This window comes from Macrococcus equipercicus (assembly GCF_024205945.1).
GTDB lineage: Bacteria > Bacillota > Bacilli > Staphylococcales > Staphylococcaceae > Macrococcus > Macrococcus equipercicus.
Window position 1 is genome coordinate 2,124,410 of record NZ_CP073809.1, and the last position, 15,751, is coordinate 2,140,160.

The following is a 15,751-nucleotide window of genomic DNA, read 5'->3' on the forward strand; positions in this document are numbered from 1 at the left end:
TTAAAGCACGGGTATCAATTAACTATCACAAGAAAATTACAACGACATCTTAGAGCATCACAATCACATTAAAAGTAATTGGGAGGTATACGCTGAAATGAGAAACATTGAATCGTTTTCAAGCGAACAAGCACTTTTAAGTAGAATCGACAACTTGAAATCACAAGGTGTCGCTGAACGCGACATACATGTAATTTCGAAGAATAAGCTTGAAGGTTCGGCGCTGGATTATACAGATGTCCAGTATAAGAATGCAGATGGCTCATTCGGTGACAAAGTGGCTTCCTTATTTACTGGTGAAGACCCACAGCATCGTGTGTTTGAAAGATTAAATTTATCAGATGCCGAACAGAATCAGTATGTGAGAGAAGTTGAAAGCGGCAACATCCTATTATATGTAGATAACAATGCAACATATAATAACGATACAACGACTACAACACGTGATCATCATTACGTGGAAAGTAACGAAACACGCCGCGTTGGTAATACGAATGGTGTTGTCGGCGGATTTGCAAGCGCAGACGCTGTAAACAATGACAAAGGCCGTACGTTAACGAACGAAAGCTATGGTCATCCAGATGATGGCACTACAGGCTTAAGCAACAGAGCAAGCTATGAATCAGATACTGATGCACAGTATTCATCACACCACCGAGAAAGTAATCTTAATAACAGAGAGGAACGAGTAGACATGAGAAACGAATTTAATAACACAAACGATTTTGACAGAGTAGATAACGACCGCTTAGATAACAATTTAGTTGGAGGACGTGACGGAGCTTTAAATAACGACCGCCGCGATTATGAATTCGACGAAGATATTAAAAACCGCGCTGATTTATCAGATGACGAAAAAATCCGTTTACACGAAGAACGTTTACGTGTAGGTAAAGATCAAGTTCAAACAGGCGAAGTACGTATCGACAAAGATGTAGTTGAAGAGCGTCAAGAATTCGATGTACCAGTAAGCCGTGACGAAGTGACGATTGAACGTCGCCGTGTTGACGAAAGAGTAGACGGAGATGTTGACTTTGACCGTTTAGACAACGATACAATCCGTGTACCATTAACTGAAGAACGCATCAACGTTGAGAAAGAAAACGTTGTAGCTGAAGAGTTAATCATTAAGAAAAACCGTGTTCAAGATACAGCGCATGTATCTGAAACAGTACGTAAAGAACAGGTTAATATCGACGATACTCAAAACACTCATGTTGATAACGACCGTTTAGATAACGACTTAAATCGTCGTTAATATTAAAACATTAAATATCAACCTCGGAGGCTCTCCTTCGAGGTTTTTTTGGAGGCGTTTTTATGGGAATGGCGTTACTTTGGGGACTCGTCAGTGGTGGTGCTGTACTATTAGGCTCTATTATCAGCCTGCTTGTTAAAATACCGAAAAAGCTGCTTGGCTTTATTATGGCTTTCGGTGTAGGTGTATTAATCGGTGCGGCAACATTTGAACTGCTGCAGGAATCGCTTGCTAAAGGTGAAATCGCCAATACGATTATCGGCTTTTTAGTAGGGGCTGTTGTCTTTACTGTTTTAGAAGCTATTATTTCCAGTAAAGGCGGAAAACATAGAAAGAGATCAGCAATTCCGGATGAAGAGAATAATAAGCAGGACAGTAAAAAACAAAGTAATAATCAATCAAGTGATGCTGAATCTGGTGCCGGAATATTCATCGGTACTGTCATGGATGCAATTCCTGAATCCATTATGCTTGGTGTCAGCTTAATCGGCGGAAAAGGTGTCAGCCTGCTGCTCCTCCTTGCCATCTTTATCAGCAACATACCAGAAGGCTTATCAAGTACGTCAGGGATGCTAAAAAGCGGGAATTCTAAAAAGAAAATCTTATCTTTATTTATAGCGGTCACAGTTATTGCAGGATTAAGTTCACTTGGAGGCTACATCTTTCTTGATAACGCAGATCCAAAAGTACTCGCCTTCATTTCAAGTTTTGCGGCAGGCGGTATCATTACAATGATTGGTGCTACAATGATGCCGGAAGCTTATGAAGACGGCGGTGCACTGGTCGGTTTAATCACAGCCTTTGGTGTACTGACTTCTGTATTATTAGATCATTTAGGATAAGGAGCGGGAAATTTTCCGCTCCTTTTATTTATGCGTATAGCAGTTCAATATAGACTCAAGCACCTCGTATGTTAAATAGTCATCGTATTGGTAAGGATGATAAACCTTCAACATATCGCGGTAACTACTCAAATAACTTTTCTTCTCAGTTCTTAAATGATAACTAGTCAAGTCAAGATCCTGCTGTTCATCCAGCCGTCTTAAGTAATGCTCAGCATAACGAGCATGATGCCACTCATCATCATCATGATGATTAAATCCTAAAAAATAATACGGAACTTTCATTTCATAATGAGAGACTCTTATAGATTTCCCTATATGTATAAACATATGGACAATCTCGATGACCTCTTCGCTTATTTCAAAAGGAATACAGTCTTCTTCCCGCGGTAATTCATCAAACATCGTGCTGTAATCATACACAATACCTTCTCTTAAAATCTCTTTGTACTGCTGATAAAGTTCTGCTTTATCAGGGTCAAGTCTCTCCAGCAGCTGATAATTTTGTAGCAGAAGTAATTTCAGCGTCCTGTCATCCATTCTCATCCTCCACTTTCGCCGATTTAATAAGAAATGCTGTATCATGATTGTAAACACATCCAATAACGTATAATATTACACATTATCTTTTTTATTATAATTATTATACATTTATTAATCAAGAAAATTGTTATTCATTGTATTATATTTTTAATAAAAGTTGATAGTTTAACAGATGATATAATGCATATATGTATTTTAATGAAAGGATGATGAGATGACTGTTATCAATATTACAGAAGACTTTTATTTTGAAGAGGCAATGACATTGTACGGCCAGACCTTCCCTGCAGAAATCAGAGAGTCAGAAGAAGTTTTTCGCCGCAGTCTGCAGTTACTAAACGACCGTTATCAATTCATCGGTCTGACGATTGACGACCAGCTCGCAGGTTTTATTACATTTCATGTGGAGAAAGACTATCATATCGGCTTTATCGTTTATTTAGTCGTTCATCCTGCATACAGAGGACAACACGTCGCTTCAAGGCTGCTTGCTTATGCAGAAGAACGCATGACAGCTATTGACTGCAGTCTTGAGACCATTATGCTGGAATGCGAAAAAGATCAGTATGGCGTGAGCCCGCTTGAATCGTTTTATAAGAAGTTTAATTACGTTAAATATCCAATTTTCTATATGCAGCCCAGCTTACAAAATAACGACCCTGTGCCGATGAATCTCTTTATTAAGAAGATAAAAAAGAGCCGCCAGCTGTTTCTCGCTATCACTCAAATGTATATAGCAAAGTATCACGACGCAAACGGCATCCCTCTTACAAAGCTCCAGGACTATATCAATAACATGTAAAAAAAGACCTTACAGCATAGCTGCAAGGTCTTCAATCTTATTGCTCTTCTTTAACATATGGTAATAAAGCCATATGACGTGCACGTTTGATAGCTACAGTTAACATACGTTGGTATTTAGCTGAAGTACCTGTTACACGACGTGGTAAAATTTTACCGCGTTCAGAGATGAATTTTTTAAGCATTTCTGAGTCTTTGTAGTCAATTTGTGTAATACCGTTTGCTGTAAAATAACAAACTTTTTTACGACGACGTCCGCCTCTTCTTGGTCCACCTGCCATGATTGCTGCCTCCCTTACAATAGTCTATTAGAACGGTAAGTCATCATCGCTTATATCAATCGGTCCTGTTGCATTGGCAAAAGGATTGTTTGATGGAGCGGATGATGCCTGATTTGAATTATTTTGATTAGTGTTGTTGGATTGATAATTCTGACCTTGTGTTTGTCCACCGAATCCTGGATCATAGCCAGAATAGTCATCATTATTATTCTGACGGTTCTGGTTAGCGCCTTTAGGTTCAAGGAACTGCACTGAGTCGCAGACGACTTCAGTCACATACACTTTGCGGCCTTCTTGATTATCATAACTGCGAGATTGCAATCTGCCGTCTACACCGGCTAAGCTGCCTTTACTTAAGAAGTTATTGACATTCTCTGCCTGCTTGCGAAAGACGACACAGTTCAGAAAATCTGCCTGGCGTTCTCCCTGTGCATTCGAAAATGTACGGTTAACTGCTAATGTAAATGTGGCTACTGACACGCCTGATGGTGTGACTCTGTATTCTGGATCCTTTGTTAAACGACCTACTAATACAACTCGGTTAAGCATGCAATCGCCCCCACCTGTTATTATTTTTCTTCTTCGCGTACAATGATATGACGGATAATATCGTCATTGATCTTAGCTAAACGATCGAATTCGTTAGTGGCTTGATCCGTTGAGTTAACACGTACGATTTGGTAGAAACCTTCTTTGAAATCATTGATTTCGTAAGCTAAACGACGTTTACCCCAGTCCTTTGCTTCGATGATTTCGGCTCCGTTAGAAGTTAAGATCTCGTTGAAACGTTCTACTAACGCTTTCTTCGCATCTTCTTCAATGTTCGGGCGTACAACGTACATAATTTCGTATGTTCTCATCTATTACACCTCCTTATGGTCTATGCGGCTTTACTACGTAAAGCAAGGAATAATTTTCATTACTCACAATTGAATATTATAGCATAGAGTTATACAGATTACAACATTAGTACAATACTTCATTCAACTTATAGACGACCATGTCTTTAACATGGAACAGCTTCGTGTCCTTTGTTCTGTAAAGATAGTCATATAAGTGGTAATCGCTGTCTCCGGGCTCTATTTCATCGCAGCTGATGATATCTAAGTAGCGTATGGCAGTAGCTGCATAGCTGATTTTGTCATAGATGTCTTCATTCAATGTCACATGCTCATCTGGCAGTACTGCCTGCACGAAATAATAATAAGTGACATGATACATTTTCTCTTTCTTGTCGTCAGACTTCGTGATGACTTTAATACCATAGATAATCCGTTTTAAAGGCTGCATATAAGTCCTCCTTAGACATTAAATCTAAAATGTACTACGTCGCCGTCTTTCATCAAGTATTCTTTGCCTTCCAGTCTGACTTTACCCGCTTCTTTTGCGCCTGTCATACCATTGTTGTCGACTAAGTCATCATAACTTACAGTTTCCGCACGGATGAACCCACGTTCAAAGTCTGTATGGATAATACCTGCACATTGAGGGGCTGTCATGCCATGTCTGAACGTCCAGGCACGGACTTCCTGTTCACCTGCTGTGAAGTACGTTGCAAGACCAAGTAAGTGATAAGATGCTCTAATCAGCTTATCAAGACCTGCTTCTTCAATACCGAGGTCTGTTAAATATTCTTTTTTATCGTCGTCGTCAAGCGCAGCAAGTTCTTCTTCGATCTTCGCGCTGATCACAATTACTTCTGAGCCTTCATTATCCGCATACGCTCTGATGGCTTTCAAGTAATCATTCTCATCGCCGCTCACTAAGTCATCTTCTGATACATTCGCGACATAGAGCATGGGTTTAGCCGTCAATAAGTGCATGCCTTTAACGAGCTTTAACTGTTCAGGCGTAAAGTCGATGCTGCGTACCGGGCGTTCATTTTCAAGTGCTTCTTTGACGATAGCAAGTATTGCTTCTTCAGCTATTGCATCTTTATCTTTCTGCTTGGCCATCTTCTGAACACGTGCATAGCGTTTTTCCACTGACTCAAGGTCAGCGAGAATTAATTCCATATTAATTGTTTCGATGTCATCCACTGGATCTACTTTTCCTGAGACGTGCGTAATGTTCTCATCATCAAACGCACGGACGACTTGACAGATTGCATCGACGTCACGAATATGAGATAAGAATTTGTTGCCAAGGCCTTCACCTTTAGAAGCCCCTTTAACGATACCGGCAATATCTGTGAACTCAAACGCTGTCGGTACTGTCTTCTTCGGTTTCACGAGTTCTGTCAACCGGTCCAGACGGTAATCCGGCACTTCTACGATACCGACATTCGGGTCGATCGTTGCGAACGGATAATTGGCCGCCAGCGCCCCTGCTTTAGTAATTGCGTTGAATAATGTTGATTTCCCGACGTTTGGGAGACCTACGATTCCTGCTGTTAATGCCATGTTTTTCTCCTTTAAGCTTCGTCACTGGACGAAATTATTTTTTTCATTTTTTTATTGAATTCATGCCGCGGCAGCAGAACGCTTCTGCCGCAGTTTTCACATTTAATTCTAATATCAGCACCCAGGCGGATAATGCGAAAAGCATTTGTCCCGCAGGCATGCTGCTTTTTCATCTCGACAATATCATTCAGCTTGTAGTTACTGTCCATCCCCAGGACCTCCTTTCGGCTGATTGTACATGACCATGCGCGGCACCGGTGCTTTAATACCATGTGCGTCCAGGAAGTCCTTTAAATCACGTCTCAGCAGGCGGGCAATCTTCGCATGATTATTAGGTAGTGTCTCAGCCGCAATTTTAATGACCGCTTCTCCTGCTTTGACCATTTCAACACCAAGTATATCCGGGACTGCTGTCAGCTCCTCATATTTCTCCTGCAGTGATTCCAGATAAGACTCGAGCAGCTGCTCGACGTCTCTTAAATTCTCATCGCTTGATACTGACACTTCAAACACAGCAACAGAATTGTTGACTGAAAAGTTGACGATTTCATTCATCGTCCCGTTCGGCAGTATCGTCAATTCTCCTGTAAACGATCTAATGCGCGTTGAACGGAGGCCGATTGACTGCACTGTTCCTTCTGCGACTTTTGTTCCCGTCGTGTTAATTCTGACATAGTCACCGACGTCGAACTGGTTTTCAAAGATGATGAAAAAGCCGGTGATAATATCTTTAACAAGTGTCTGTGCACCGAAACCGATGGCAATACCTGCTACACCCGCTCCTGCGATAATACTTTCAACTTTAATACCGAAGTTGCTTAATATTGTTGTAATAACGATAAACCAGACGACATATGAAGCGATATTCTGCAGTAGTTTGACAAGCGTAATGTCTCTCTTCTCAGAATGCGATAAATTCGATCGTCTTCTGACATTAAAGAACTGTTCGATGAACTTATGGACGAGTTTTACGACAACCATCGCCAATATAATTGTAACGACCGCCCAGAAAATGTTTTTAAGAATCATCGTCCATAGTTCGGGATCTGTAAAAGGTTTTACGACTTCCTGCATAAATTCATTGAAATAATTCATCAGTCGCTGTTAACGGCCGGCGCTTTCCAGTAAGGAAATTAACCGGTTGAATTCTTCTTCTGATGTAAATTCGATGGCGATTTTTCCTTTTTTGCGCGACTTTGAAATTTCAACTTTTGTACCGAGTCGTTCTTTTAATGACTGCTCATGTTTCACGAGAAACTTCGGTTTTGTCGCTTCTTTCTTATCTTTGACAGGCTGGTCACTTAACGACTTGACGTAGAGTTCCAGCTGGCGGACACTCATTGCTTCAGTGATGACTTTGGCGGCAGCTGTCTGCATTGTTTCAGTATCTTTTAAGCCGAGCAGTGTCCGGCCGTGACCGCCTGATATTTTCTTATCATTAATCAGCTGTTTGATGTCGGCCGGCAAGTTCAACAGACGCAGCATATTAGCGATATATGGTCTTGATTTACCGAGACGGTCAGCCGCTTCTGACTGCGTTAAGTTTAAGTGTTCCATCATTAATTGATAACTTCTCGCTTCTTCGAGCGGGTTTAAGTCTTCACGCTGCAAGTTCTCGATGATCGCAAGTTCCATCATCTGCTTATCCGTCATTGATTTGACTATCGCAGGAATATCCTGTTTACCTGCAAGCTTGCTCGCTCTATAGCGGCGCTCTCCGACGACAATGTCATAGCCTTTAACAGACTTTCTGACAACGATCGGCTGCAGGACGCCGTGAATTTTAATCGATTCAGCAAGTTCGTGCAGTGCTGCTTCTTCGAACTCCTGACGAGGCTGATAAGGATTAGGGCGAATAGTATGTAAGCGGAGCTGTTCTACTACTTCATCACCTTGATTGTCCTGAAAGAGCGCATCAAGCCCGCGCCCTAAACCTTTTCCTAAACTTTTAGCCATGGCTGATGACCTCCTCTGCTAATTCGTTATACGTTTTTGCACCAGCAGAGCGGGCATCATATACATTGATCGGCTGGCCATGAGACGGTGCTTCTGACAGCCGGACATTTCTCGGGATAATCGTGTCGTATACTTTGTCACCAAAGTGTGCACGCACTTCAGCCATAACGTCATTGCCGAGGTTCGTGCGGGCATCGAGCATTGTCAGCAGTACGCCTTCAATCTCGAGCGACTGATTCAAGTGACGCTGCACGAGTTTAATCGTGTTCAGCAGCTGACTCAATCCTTCAAGCGCATAATATTCACACTGCACAGGAATGATGATGCCTGTCGCCGCTGTAAATGAGTTAATCGTCAGCAGACCAAGAGACGGCGGACAGTCGATAATAATATAATCAAAATTCTGCTCCAGTTCTTTAAAAGCATATTTTAAGCGGACTTCACGGCTCATCGCTGACACAAGTTCAATCTCAGCGCCGGCAAGTGCGATATTCGCCGGGATAATCCAGAGATTTTCCTGTTCAGTCGGCAGCACGACTTTGTTAATAGACACATCTTCAACCAGCATGTCATACACTGAGTATTCCACATTATTTTTATCGATACCGACACCACTCGTCGCATTACCCTGCGGATCTGTGTCGACTAATAGTACTTGTTTTCCCTGTGCTGCAAGAGCGGCACTTAAGTTCACGGACGTCGTTGTCTTACCTACGCCGCCTTTCTGATTCGCAATAGCCAATATTTTCATGTAACTTCTCTCCTCGCTTGTAGTACGGCCCTATTCATACTACTGATTATATCAATTTTAAGCGCAAACTGCACAACCTAAAATATTTGCCATACATTGCATTCAAGTGCTCAATCATAATAAAACAGACAGTCACTACTGTGATTGTCTGTTTTTCTGAAAATATTACTTGCTATCCGGGTTTTTGAACACTTTGATTGAGATCTCGTAGAAGTTCTCATACTCAGTATCTTTACGTTTTACTTTAATACCGCTTTTTTCTACTGTTCTGACGCTTTCGCCGATTGTGTTGAAAGCGAGTTTGATATCACGTGTAAAGGCGATACGTGTTGGTTTAACATCTTCTCCGCCGAGCATGCGCTTCACGCGCTCTTCCGTCTGCTTGACATTCAGGCTCTGCCTTTTAATGATCTGAAGCATCTCCAGCTGCTGTTCAGGGGACAATGCTAATAAACTTCTCGCATGACGTTCTGTAATCATGCCGCCGCCTAGAGCATCCAGAATAGGCTGTGACAGGCGCAGCAGTCTCAGTTTGTTGGCAATAAATGACTGACTTTTACCTAGGCTGACTGCAAGATCCTGCTGAGTGATCCCGTCCAGGTCAAGCAGTTTGCGATAAGCCTCTGCTTCTTCTACAGCTGACAAGTTTTCACGCTGAATATTTTCAATCAGCGCAATCGCTGCCGTCTGCTTGTCATTCATCGGTTTCACAATCACTTCTGTTTCCGCTGTGCCGTTTAATTTCATCGCACGGAAACGACGTTCCCCGGCAATGATCTCAAACATACCTTCTTCAATTGGTCTGACAACGATCGGCTGCAGCAGGCCATATGATTTAATAGAATCAGCCAGCTCCTGAATTTTCTCTTCATTAAAGACTTGTCTCGGCTGATAGCGGTTCGGCACAATGCGTTCTATCGGCAGAATAATGACGTTGCCTTTTTCGCGTTCACGCTCTACTACAACATCTTCTTCCTTATCTCGTAATCCAAATAATTTAGAAAAGGGTTTCTTCATGACAATCGGCTCACTTTCTTAAATCATATCATTTTACTTCATCAGCGGTTCTTTATTCGGTGTTCCGGGTTTTCTCGGATATTTCTTCGGCGTTTGCCGGCGCTTCTCAATGTCGACAATATAACGTGTGCTTTCTTCCATCGGTAAAGTGAACTGATGATTCGCCACTACTTCTCCGCCTAGTATATGAACAGCGAATAGACCTTCGTCAATCTCAGCTTCTCCCTGAGCACCTTTGAGCGCCAGGAAATGCCCCCCTTTTTTAACGAGCGGCAGACAGAGCTCACTCAGCACAGACAATCGGGCAACGGCACGTGCCGTCACTACGTCGAACTGCTCACGCTGCGGTGATTTACCGAATGTCTCAGCGCGGTCATGGACGAAACAGACTTGTTCAAGGTTCAGTTCTGCCGCCAGATGATTGAGAAAGTTAATCCGTTTATTCAAAGAATCAACAATCGTCAGCTTAATATGAGGAAATAGAATTTTAATAGGAATGCTCGGGAACCCCGCTCCTGCACCGACGTCACAAATCGTTTCGACCTTACTGAAATCAAAATAGAAGCTTGGTGTAATAGAATCAAAGAAGTGCTTTAAATAAACTTCATCTTTGGCAGTCACTGCTGTTAAATTAATTTTCTCATTCCACTCTACTAAATTCTTATAGTAGATTGCAAACTGTTTCTGCTGTGTCTCTGTTAATTCAAACCCTTTTTCAGCTAAATTATTAACAAATTGTTGTTCGTTCATCTAGTTCACCTTTGCGATTTTACCTTGCTCGATGTACACAAGGAGAATGGATATATCTGCCGGATTGACGCCGGAAATACGAGATGCCTGACCGACGCTGAGCGGTTTTACTTCTTTAAGTTTCTGACGGGCTTCTGTCGCCAGACTATGGATTGCATCATAGTCGATGTTCTCAGGAATCTTTTTATCTTCCATACGTTTCATCTTATCGACCTGCTGCAGTGATTTCTGAATATAGCCTTCATATTTTGTCTGAATTTCTACTTGTTCGGCCACTTCAGGATCTACAGTCACTTGTTCGTCCATCAGTTCAATAATAGCCGCATAATCCATTTCCGGACGGCGCAGTAAGTCGATCGCTAATATACCATCTTTTAATGCTGCACCACCATGTGATTCAATAATCGCCTGTGTTCTGTCATTTGGTTTAATACGATAAGCAGCCAGCCGGCTTATTTCCTCGGAAATAGCATCTAATTTGAGCAGGAATTTCTGATAGCGTTCATCTGAGATCAAGCCGATCTGATGACCTATTTCTGTCAGGCGGATATCTGCGTTGTCATGGCGCAGCAGCAGACGGTATTCTGCACGGCTTGTTAAGAGACGGTACGGTTCATTTGTTCCTTTAGTTACAAGGTCGTCGATTAACACACCGATATAAGCATCAGCACGTCCTAAAATGACCGGCTCATGATTCAGCACTTTAGCCGCTGCATTAATTCCAGCCATGAGTCCTTGTCCAGCCGCTTCTTCGTAACCTGATGTCCCGTTGATCTGTCCTGCGGTAAAGAGGCCGTCAATTTTTTTCGTTTCTAATGTCGGCCAGAGCTGTGTCGGTACGACCGCATCGTATTCTATCGCGTAACCCGCACGCATCATATCCGCGTTTTCAAGACCTGGAATTGACTGCAGCATTTGACGCTGGACGTGTTCAGGCAGACTTGTAGACAATCCTTGAACATATACTTCTTTCGTGCTGCGTCCTTCCGGCTCAAGGAAAATCTGGTGCCGTGGTTTATCGTTGAAACGCACAAACTTATCTTCAATGGACGGGCAGTAACGCGGGCCTGTCCCTTTAATCATGCCTGAGTACATCGCAGACAAATGAAGATTATCATCGATGACTTGGTGCGTCTTATCATTTGTATAAGTGAGCCAGCATGGCAGCTGGTCTAAAATATATTCTGTCGTTTCATAACTGAATGCCCGTCCGACATCGTCACCCGGCTGAATTTCAGTTTTTGAGTAATCAATCGTTCCACCGTTGACACGTGGTGGTGTACCTGTTTTAAAACGGACAATATCAAAGCCGAGGTCACGCAGATGATCCGCAAGTTTAATAGACGGCATCTGATGGTTCGGGCCTGATGAATATTTAATATTGCCAAGAATGATTTCACCGCGCAGAAATGTCCCAGTGGTCAGCACGACTGCGTCTGCGTAATACGTCGTACCAATCACTGTTTCCACACCTTTGACTTTACCGTCCTCGATAATCAGACGTTCAACCATTCCCTGCATAATATCCAGGTTCTCCTGATTTTCAATGACTTCTTTCATTTCCTGCTGATAAAGTACTTTGTCGGCCTGTGCACGAAGCGCGCGCACCGCAGGACCTTTACCTGTATTCAGCATACGCATTTGAATATGCGTTTTATCGATCGTTTTGGCCATCTGACCACCTAATGCGTCAATTTCACGGACAACGATTCCTTTAGCCGGTCCGCCGACTGATGGATTACATGGCATAAATGCGACAGAATCTAGACTGATAGTCAGCATTAAAGTTTTGGCGCCTTTACGGGCAGAAGCAAGACCTGCTTCTACACCCGCATGACCGGCACCGACGACAATGACATCATAATGTTCCACTTTATTTCCTCCTTATTTACCGAGACAGAACTGACTGAATAACTGATCAATCAAGCTGTCTGATACTTCTTCTCCAATGACTTCTCCGAGCAGTTCCCACGTTCTGATCAAATCTATTTGCACGATATCGATAGGGACACCTGATTCTGCAGCTGTCATCGCATCGTTAATCGCTTGTTTCGCTTGTTTCAGCAGACTGATATGCCGTGCATTAGAAACATAAGTCATGTCCTGAGCCGCGACTTCGCCCTGAAAGAACAGTCTGCTGATTTCTTCTTCCAGTGCATCAATACCACTTTGAGACAGCATCGATGTCTGCACCATCGGCACATCGCCGACCATCTGCTGCACTTCCTCGAGATCAAGCTGCTTCGTCAAATCGGTCTTGTTGATGATGACGATGACATCTTCACCTTTAATCAGTTGAGCCAGCTGATAGTCACTTGCTGTGAGCGGCTCATTATAATTCAGCACATACAAAATGAGATCTGCTTTTTTCAGTGCTTCACGGCTGCGCTCCACCCCGATTTTTTCAACGATATCTTCTGTCTCACGAATACCTGCTGTATCGACCAGTCGGAGCGGCACACCGCGGACGTTGACGTACTCTTCCAGTACATCTCGTGTCGTTCCTGCGACTTCCGTGACAATCGCTTTATTGTCCTGAATCAAATTGTTCAGCATCGAACTTTTACCGACATTGGGCTTACCGATAATAACTGTGGATAACCCTTCACGCAGTATTTTCCCCTGTGCACCTGTCTGCAGCAGACCATCGATTGCTGAATCAATCTGTCGTGCTTCGCTTAACAGAAACTGCGTCGTCGCTTCTTCTACATCATCATATTCTGGATAGTCGATATTGACTTCCACCTGCGCCAGTATTTCGAGAATAGATTGACGCAGCCCTTTGATCATTGTCGACAGCCTGCCCTCTATCTGATTCATCGCAACTTTGCTTGCGCGGTCCGTTTTAGAGCGGATGAAATCCATAATCCCTTCGGCCTGTGATAAATCAATACGGCCGTTTAGAAATGCGCGCTTTGTAAACTCTCCCGGTTCAGCCAGCCGTGCGCCGTTCGATAATGTCAATTCAAGAATGCGGTTGACGGTCATGATTCCGCCGTGACAATTGATCTCTACTATATCCTCACGCGTAAATGTTCTCGGTGCACGCATCACCGCGACCATCACTTCTTCTATAATATCTCCGGAGACTGGATCGACGATATGGCCATAGTTAATCGTATGACTCTGCACATCATTCAATGCAGTCTTTCCTTTATATAGACGGTCAGCAATTGTGACAGCGTCCGGCCCTGATAGTCTGACGATGGCTATAGCCCCTTCACCCATCGGTGTCGATATGCTCGAAATCGTATCAAAATCCATAGTATCTCCTCCATAATAGTCATTTGTTGATTGTAGAACGAACGTCCTGAAATTAAAATGAATATGCTTTAAATAAACAGATTAACTCTAAAAACAAAAGTTTTTAGAGTTAATTCGCTAATGGTTATTTAGCTTTAATGACTAAATATCTGTTAGGTTCCCGTCCTTCTGAGTACGTTTCTATATCTTTCATGCGCGTTAACATTTGATGCATAATTTTTCTCTCATAGTTCGGCATCGGTTCAAACTTTACAGGACGTTTCGTTGCTTTAGCTTTACCGGCCATGTTCAGTGCTAATGTCTCAAGTGTTTCTTTTCTTTTAGCCCGGTAATTTTCAATGTCAATCGTTACGGTAACGAAGCTCTTCTGGATGTTCTGAAAATATGTTTGAGCCAGCACTTGCAGCGCATTCAAAACTTGCCCGTGCTTGCCGATGATTCGCGCCGCTTCATCAGAAAACAGTTCAATGGTTATGTCATTGCCCTTAATACGGCAGGCGCTTGTAACTTTAATATCCAGCGCACTGATGACTGCTTTAACGTAATCCGCTGTTTTTTCTGCGTTATCAGAAATGTTGAGGCGGCCGTCAGCTGGTTTCTGCTCTTTCAGCAGTTCAGCTGCTGTGCTCTTTTTCAGTTCTGAAGTGTCTTTAATGAAAGGTTCACGCTGAATTGCAACGACAGACCGGAATTTTTCTGCGGGTGCTGCAGTAGTGTTCAGATCAGCCAGCTTCTTCAGTTCAGGATCAATAATCGTCAAGTTCACTTCTGCATCACACTGTCCGAAGCCGAACCAACCTTTTTTACCCGGTTTCAGCACATCTATTTTGACCTGGTTTTCAGTGACGTTCATTTCGCTTAAGCCCAGTTGAACCGCTTCTTCTACTGTTCTGCCTGTGAATGTCTTCTGCAGCACAAGCACAGCTCCTTTCTACTTAAATCGTTTATTGAATCCTTTAGCGAGTTTCATGACATGTTCAAGACTGCTGTTAATCTCTTCAACGGACATATCGTTTGCCGGCTTTCTAGCAATGACAATAAAATCTGCCGGAACAATGTCGTGCTTATGTTTGGTGAAGCTTTCTCTGATGGAACGTTTAATGCGATTTCTGACAACGGCGTTCCCGAGCTTTTTAGAAACGGAAATGCCAAGTCTGAAATGCTCAAGCTGGTGTGCATCATACCGATAGACAATAAACTGACGGTTAGCTACTGATTTACCACGCTTGTAAATCGTCTGGAAGTCTTCATTTTTTTTAATCCGATAATTCTTTTCCACTGTTTTCACTCACTTCCAGGCCCGCATTTTATACAATTATACTAGATGAGACCATCGTTTTAAACCAAAAAAAAGACCACTGCAAGAGTGATCTTAAGCTGATAATACTTTTCTGCCTTTACGACGACGACGTGCAAGAACGCGACGTCCGTTTTTAGTGCTCATACGTGCACGGAAACCGTGAACTTTACTATGTTTACGTTTATTTGGTTGATAAGTACGTTTTACCACTTAGGACACCTCCTATTAATATATTCCTCTATTTTCACTTTATATGTGATTGACAATAACTACTGAAGTATAACAAATTACATTTCAACTTGCAACTACTAAATCAGCTGATGATATTAAAAAAGTTATACACTTATCCACACTTTAAACAATAAAAAATGTGGATAATTAAAAACTGAATTTCTGTTATTCACATTTATTTTTTGTGTCACCCACAAATCCACAGGTGTGTATAAATAGCGGGGTGAGTCATGGTAACTTTGTGGATAACTTTACAAATATGTTGATATTATCGTATTTATTTGATAATATCTTGTTATATTTCGTGTGAAAAACTATACCACTGGATTTATTTATCCACACAATGTTAATAATA

General features: G+C 42.4%; 20 protein-coding genes. 3 read left to right on the top strand and 17 right to left on the bottom strand.

From position 1 onward, the window contains the following. Positions 1-97 precede the first annotated feature (97 nt). Together KFV11_RS11345 and KFV11_RS11350 are read left to right on the top strand one after the other, a co-directional pair. Positions 98-1,258: a YsnF/AvaK domain-containing protein gene (locus KFV11_RS11345; RefSeq protein WP_254249967.1), complete on the top strand. Its 1,161-nt coding sequence runs from the start codon at positions 98-100 to the stop codon at positions 1,256-1,258. 62 nt (positions 1,259-1,320) lie between these two features. Then, a complete protein-coding gene (locus tag KFV11_RS11350; protein ID WP_149458892.1) occupies positions 1,321-2,100 on the top strand; it encodes a ZIP family metal transporter in 780 nt (259 codons plus the stop codon). Positions 2,101-2,124: 24 nt separating this feature from the next. Here the strand turns inward: KFV11_RS11350 and KFV11_RS11355 are convergent, their stop codons facing one another. Next, positions 2,125-2,640, bottom strand: a complete 516-nt coding sequence (locus tag KFV11_RS11355; protein ID WP_170234550.1) for a YfbU family protein — start codon at positions 2,638-2,640, stop codon at positions 2,125-2,127. A 217-nt stretch (positions 2,641-2,857) separates the two neighbouring features. Between KFV11_RS11355 and KFV11_RS11360 the strand changes: the two genes are divergently transcribed. Next, on the top strand, positions 2,858-3,445 hold the full coding sequence (locus KFV11_RS11360; RefSeq protein WP_254249968.1) for a GNAT family N-acetyltransferase: 588 nt from the start codon (positions 2,858-2,860) through the stop codon (positions 3,443-3,445). A gap of 37 nt (positions 3,446-3,482) precedes the next feature. Here the strand turns inward: KFV11_RS11360 and rpsR are convergent, their stop codons facing one another. The 16 genes from rpsR to rpmH form a co-directional block, all read right to left on the bottom strand. Further along, positions 3,483-3,725, bottom strand: coding sequence for a 30S ribosomal protein S18 (rpsR, locus tag KFV11_RS11365; protein WP_149458895.1), 243 nt, complete (start codon positions 3,723-3,725; stop codon positions 3,483-3,485). 27 nt (positions 3,726-3,752) lie between these two features. Next, positions 3,753-4,274, bottom strand: coding sequence for a single-stranded DNA-binding protein (gene ssb, locus KFV11_RS11370; protein ID WP_149458896.1), 522 nt, complete (start codon positions 4,272-4,274; stop codon positions 3,753-3,755). 20 nt (positions 4,275-4,294) lie between these two features. After that, positions 4,295-4,585, bottom strand: a complete 291-nt coding sequence (gene rpsF / locus KFV11_RS11375; protein ID WP_149458897.1) for a 30S ribosomal protein S6 — start codon at positions 4,583-4,585, stop codon at positions 4,295-4,297. A gap of 106 nt (positions 4,586-4,691) precedes the next feature. After that, positions 4,692-5,015 (bottom strand): hypothetical protein, encoded by a 324-nt coding sequence (locus tag KFV11_RS11380; protein ID WP_149458898.1) that lies wholly within the window; start codon positions 5,013-5,015, stop codon positions 4,692-4,694. Positions 5,016-5,026: 11 nt separating this feature from the next. Next, positions 5,027-6,127 carry a redox-regulated ATPase YchF gene (gene ychF / locus KFV11_RS11385; protein ID WP_149458899.1) on the bottom strand — a complete coding sequence of 367 codons (1,101 nt, stop codon included), beginning with the start codon at positions 6,125-6,127 and terminating at the stop codon, positions 5,027-5,029. Positions 6,128-6,138: 11 nt separating this feature from the next. Continuing rightward, a complete protein-coding gene (locus KFV11_RS11390) occupies positions 6,139-6,336 on the bottom strand; it encodes a DUF951 domain-containing protein (RefSeq protein ID WP_149458900.1) in 198 nt (65 codons plus the stop codon). Then, positions 6,326-7,222, bottom strand: a complete 897-nt coding sequence (locus KFV11_RS11395; protein ID WP_149458901.1) for a mechanosensitive ion channel family protein — start codon at positions 7,220-7,222, stop codon at positions 6,326-6,328. The genes KFV11_RS11390 and KFV11_RS11395 overlap by 11 nt, the downstream gene beginning before the upstream one ends. 9 nt (positions 7,223-7,231) lie before the next feature. Beyond that, positions 7,232-8,083: a ParB/RepB/Spo0J family partition protein gene (locus KFV11_RS11400; RefSeq protein ID WP_149458902.1), complete on the bottom strand. Its 852-nt coding sequence runs from the start codon at positions 8,081-8,083 to the stop codon at positions 7,232-7,234. Further along, on the bottom strand, positions 8,076-8,834 hold the full coding sequence (locus KFV11_RS11405; protein WP_149458903.1) for a ParA family protein: 759 nt from the start codon (positions 8,832-8,834) through the stop codon (positions 8,076-8,078). Before KFV11_RS11405 ends, KFV11_RS11400 begins: the two co-directional genes overlap by 8 nt. Positions 8,835-8,999: 165 nt before the next feature. After that, on the bottom strand, positions 9,000-9,851 hold the full coding sequence (gene noc, locus KFV11_RS11410; protein ID WP_254249969.1) for a nucleoid occlusion protein: 852 nt from the start codon (positions 9,849-9,851) through the stop codon (positions 9,000-9,002). 33 nt (positions 9,852-9,884) lie between these two features. Next, positions 9,885-10,601 (bottom strand): 16S rRNA (guanine(527)-N(7))-methyltransferase RsmG, encoded by a 717-nt coding sequence (gene rsmG / locus KFV11_RS11415; protein WP_254249970.1) that lies wholly within the window; start codon positions 10,599-10,601, stop codon positions 9,885-9,887. Further along, positions 10,602-12,473, bottom strand: a complete 1,872-nt coding sequence (mnmG, locus tag KFV11_RS11420; protein WP_149458906.1) for a tRNA uridine-5-carboxymethylaminomethyl(34) synthesis enzyme MnmG — start codon at positions 12,471-12,473, stop codon at positions 10,602-10,604. Between the two features lie 12 nt (positions 12,474-12,485). Continuing rightward, positions 12,486-13,865: a tRNA uridine-5-carboxymethylaminomethyl(34) synthesis GTPase MnmE gene (gene mnmE / locus KFV11_RS11425; RefSeq protein ID WP_254249971.1), complete on the bottom strand. Its 1,380-nt coding sequence runs from the start codon at positions 13,863-13,865 to the stop codon at positions 12,486-12,488. Between the two features lie 124 nt (positions 13,866-13,989). Beyond that, on the bottom strand, positions 13,990-14,781 hold the full coding sequence (gene jag / locus KFV11_RS11430) for an RNA-binding cell elongation regulator Jag/EloR (RefSeq protein WP_254249972.1): 792 nt from the start codon (positions 14,779-14,781) through the stop codon (positions 13,990-13,992). Between the two features lie 15 nt (positions 14,782-14,796). After that, the gene (rnpA, locus tag KFV11_RS11435) at positions 14,797-15,144 is read right to left on the bottom strand and encodes a ribonuclease P protein component (protein ID WP_254249973.1); all 348 of its coding nucleotides are present in this window, start codon (positions 15,142-15,144) and stop codon (positions 14,797-14,799) included. A 93-nt stretch (positions 15,145-15,237) separates the two neighbouring features. Then, positions 15,238-15,375, bottom strand: coding sequence for a 50S ribosomal protein L34 (rpmH, locus tag KFV11_RS11440; RefSeq protein WP_133417655.1), 138 nt, complete (start codon positions 15,373-15,375; stop codon positions 15,238-15,240). Between the last annotated feature and the right edge of the window lie 376 nt (positions 15,376-15,751).

Bases quoted from the DNA above. Each gene is read 5' to 3' on its own strand.
- KFV11_RS11350 (WP_149458892.1), top strand. From the start codon at position 1,321: ATGGGAATGGCGTTACTTTGGGGACTCGTCAGTGGTGGTGCTGTACTA.
- KFV11_RS11405 (WP_149458903.1), bottom strand. From the start codon at position 8,834: ATGAAAATATTGGCTATTGCGAATCAGAAAGGCGGCGTAGGTAAGACA.
- mnmE (WP_254249971.1), bottom strand. From the start codon at position 13,865: ATGGATTTTGATACGATTTCGAGCATATCGACACCGATGGGTGAAGGG.
- ychF (WP_149458899.1), bottom strand. From the start codon at position 6,127: ATGGCATTAACAGCAGGAATCGTAGGTCTCCCAAACGTCGGGAAATCA.
- KFV11_RS11355 (WP_170234550.1), bottom strand. From the start codon at position 2,640: ATGGATGACAGGACGCTGAAATTACTTCTGCTACAAAATTATCAGCTG.
- noc (WP_254249969.1), bottom strand. From the start codon at position 9,851: ATGAAGAAACCCTTTTCTAAATTATTTGGATTACGAGATAAGGAAGAA.
- rsmG (WP_254249970.1), bottom strand. From the start codon at position 10,601: ATGAACGAACAACAATTTGTTAATAATTTAGCTGAAAAAGGGTTTGAA.
- KFV11_RS11400 (WP_149458902.1), bottom strand. From the start codon at position 8,083: ATGGCTAAAAGTTTAGGAAAAGGTTTAGGGCGCGGGCTTGATGCGCTC.
- KFV11_RS11395 (WP_149458901.1), bottom strand. From the start codon at position 7,222: ATGAATTATTTCAATGAATTTATGCAGGAAGTCGTAAAACCTTTTACA.
- ssb (WP_149458896.1), bottom strand. From the start codon at position 4,274: ATGCTTAACCGAGTTGTATTAGTAGGTCGTTTAACAAAGGATCCAGAA.
- KFV11_RS11345 (WP_254249967.1), top strand. From the start codon at position 98: ATGAGAAACATTGAATCGTTTTCAAGCGAACAAGCACTTTTAAGTAGA.
- KFV11_RS11380 (WP_149458898.1), bottom strand. From the start codon at position 5,015: ATGCAGCCTTTAAAACGGATTATCTATGGTATTAAAGTCATCACGAAG.
- rpsR (WP_149458895.1), bottom strand. From the start codon at position 3,725: ATGGCAGGTGGACCAAGAAGAGGCGGACGTCGTCGTAAAAAAGTTTGT.
- KFV11_RS11390 (WP_149458900.1), bottom strand. From the start codon at position 6,336: ATGGACAGTAACTACAAGCTGAATGATATTGTCGAGATGAAAAAGCAG.
- rpsF (WP_149458897.1), bottom strand. From the start codon at position 4,585: ATGAGAACATACGAAATTATGTACGTTGTACGCCCGAACATTGAAGAA.
- KFV11_RS11360 (WP_254249968.1), top strand. From the start codon at position 2,858: ATGACTGTTATCAATATTACAGAAGACTTTTATTTTGAAGAGGCAATG.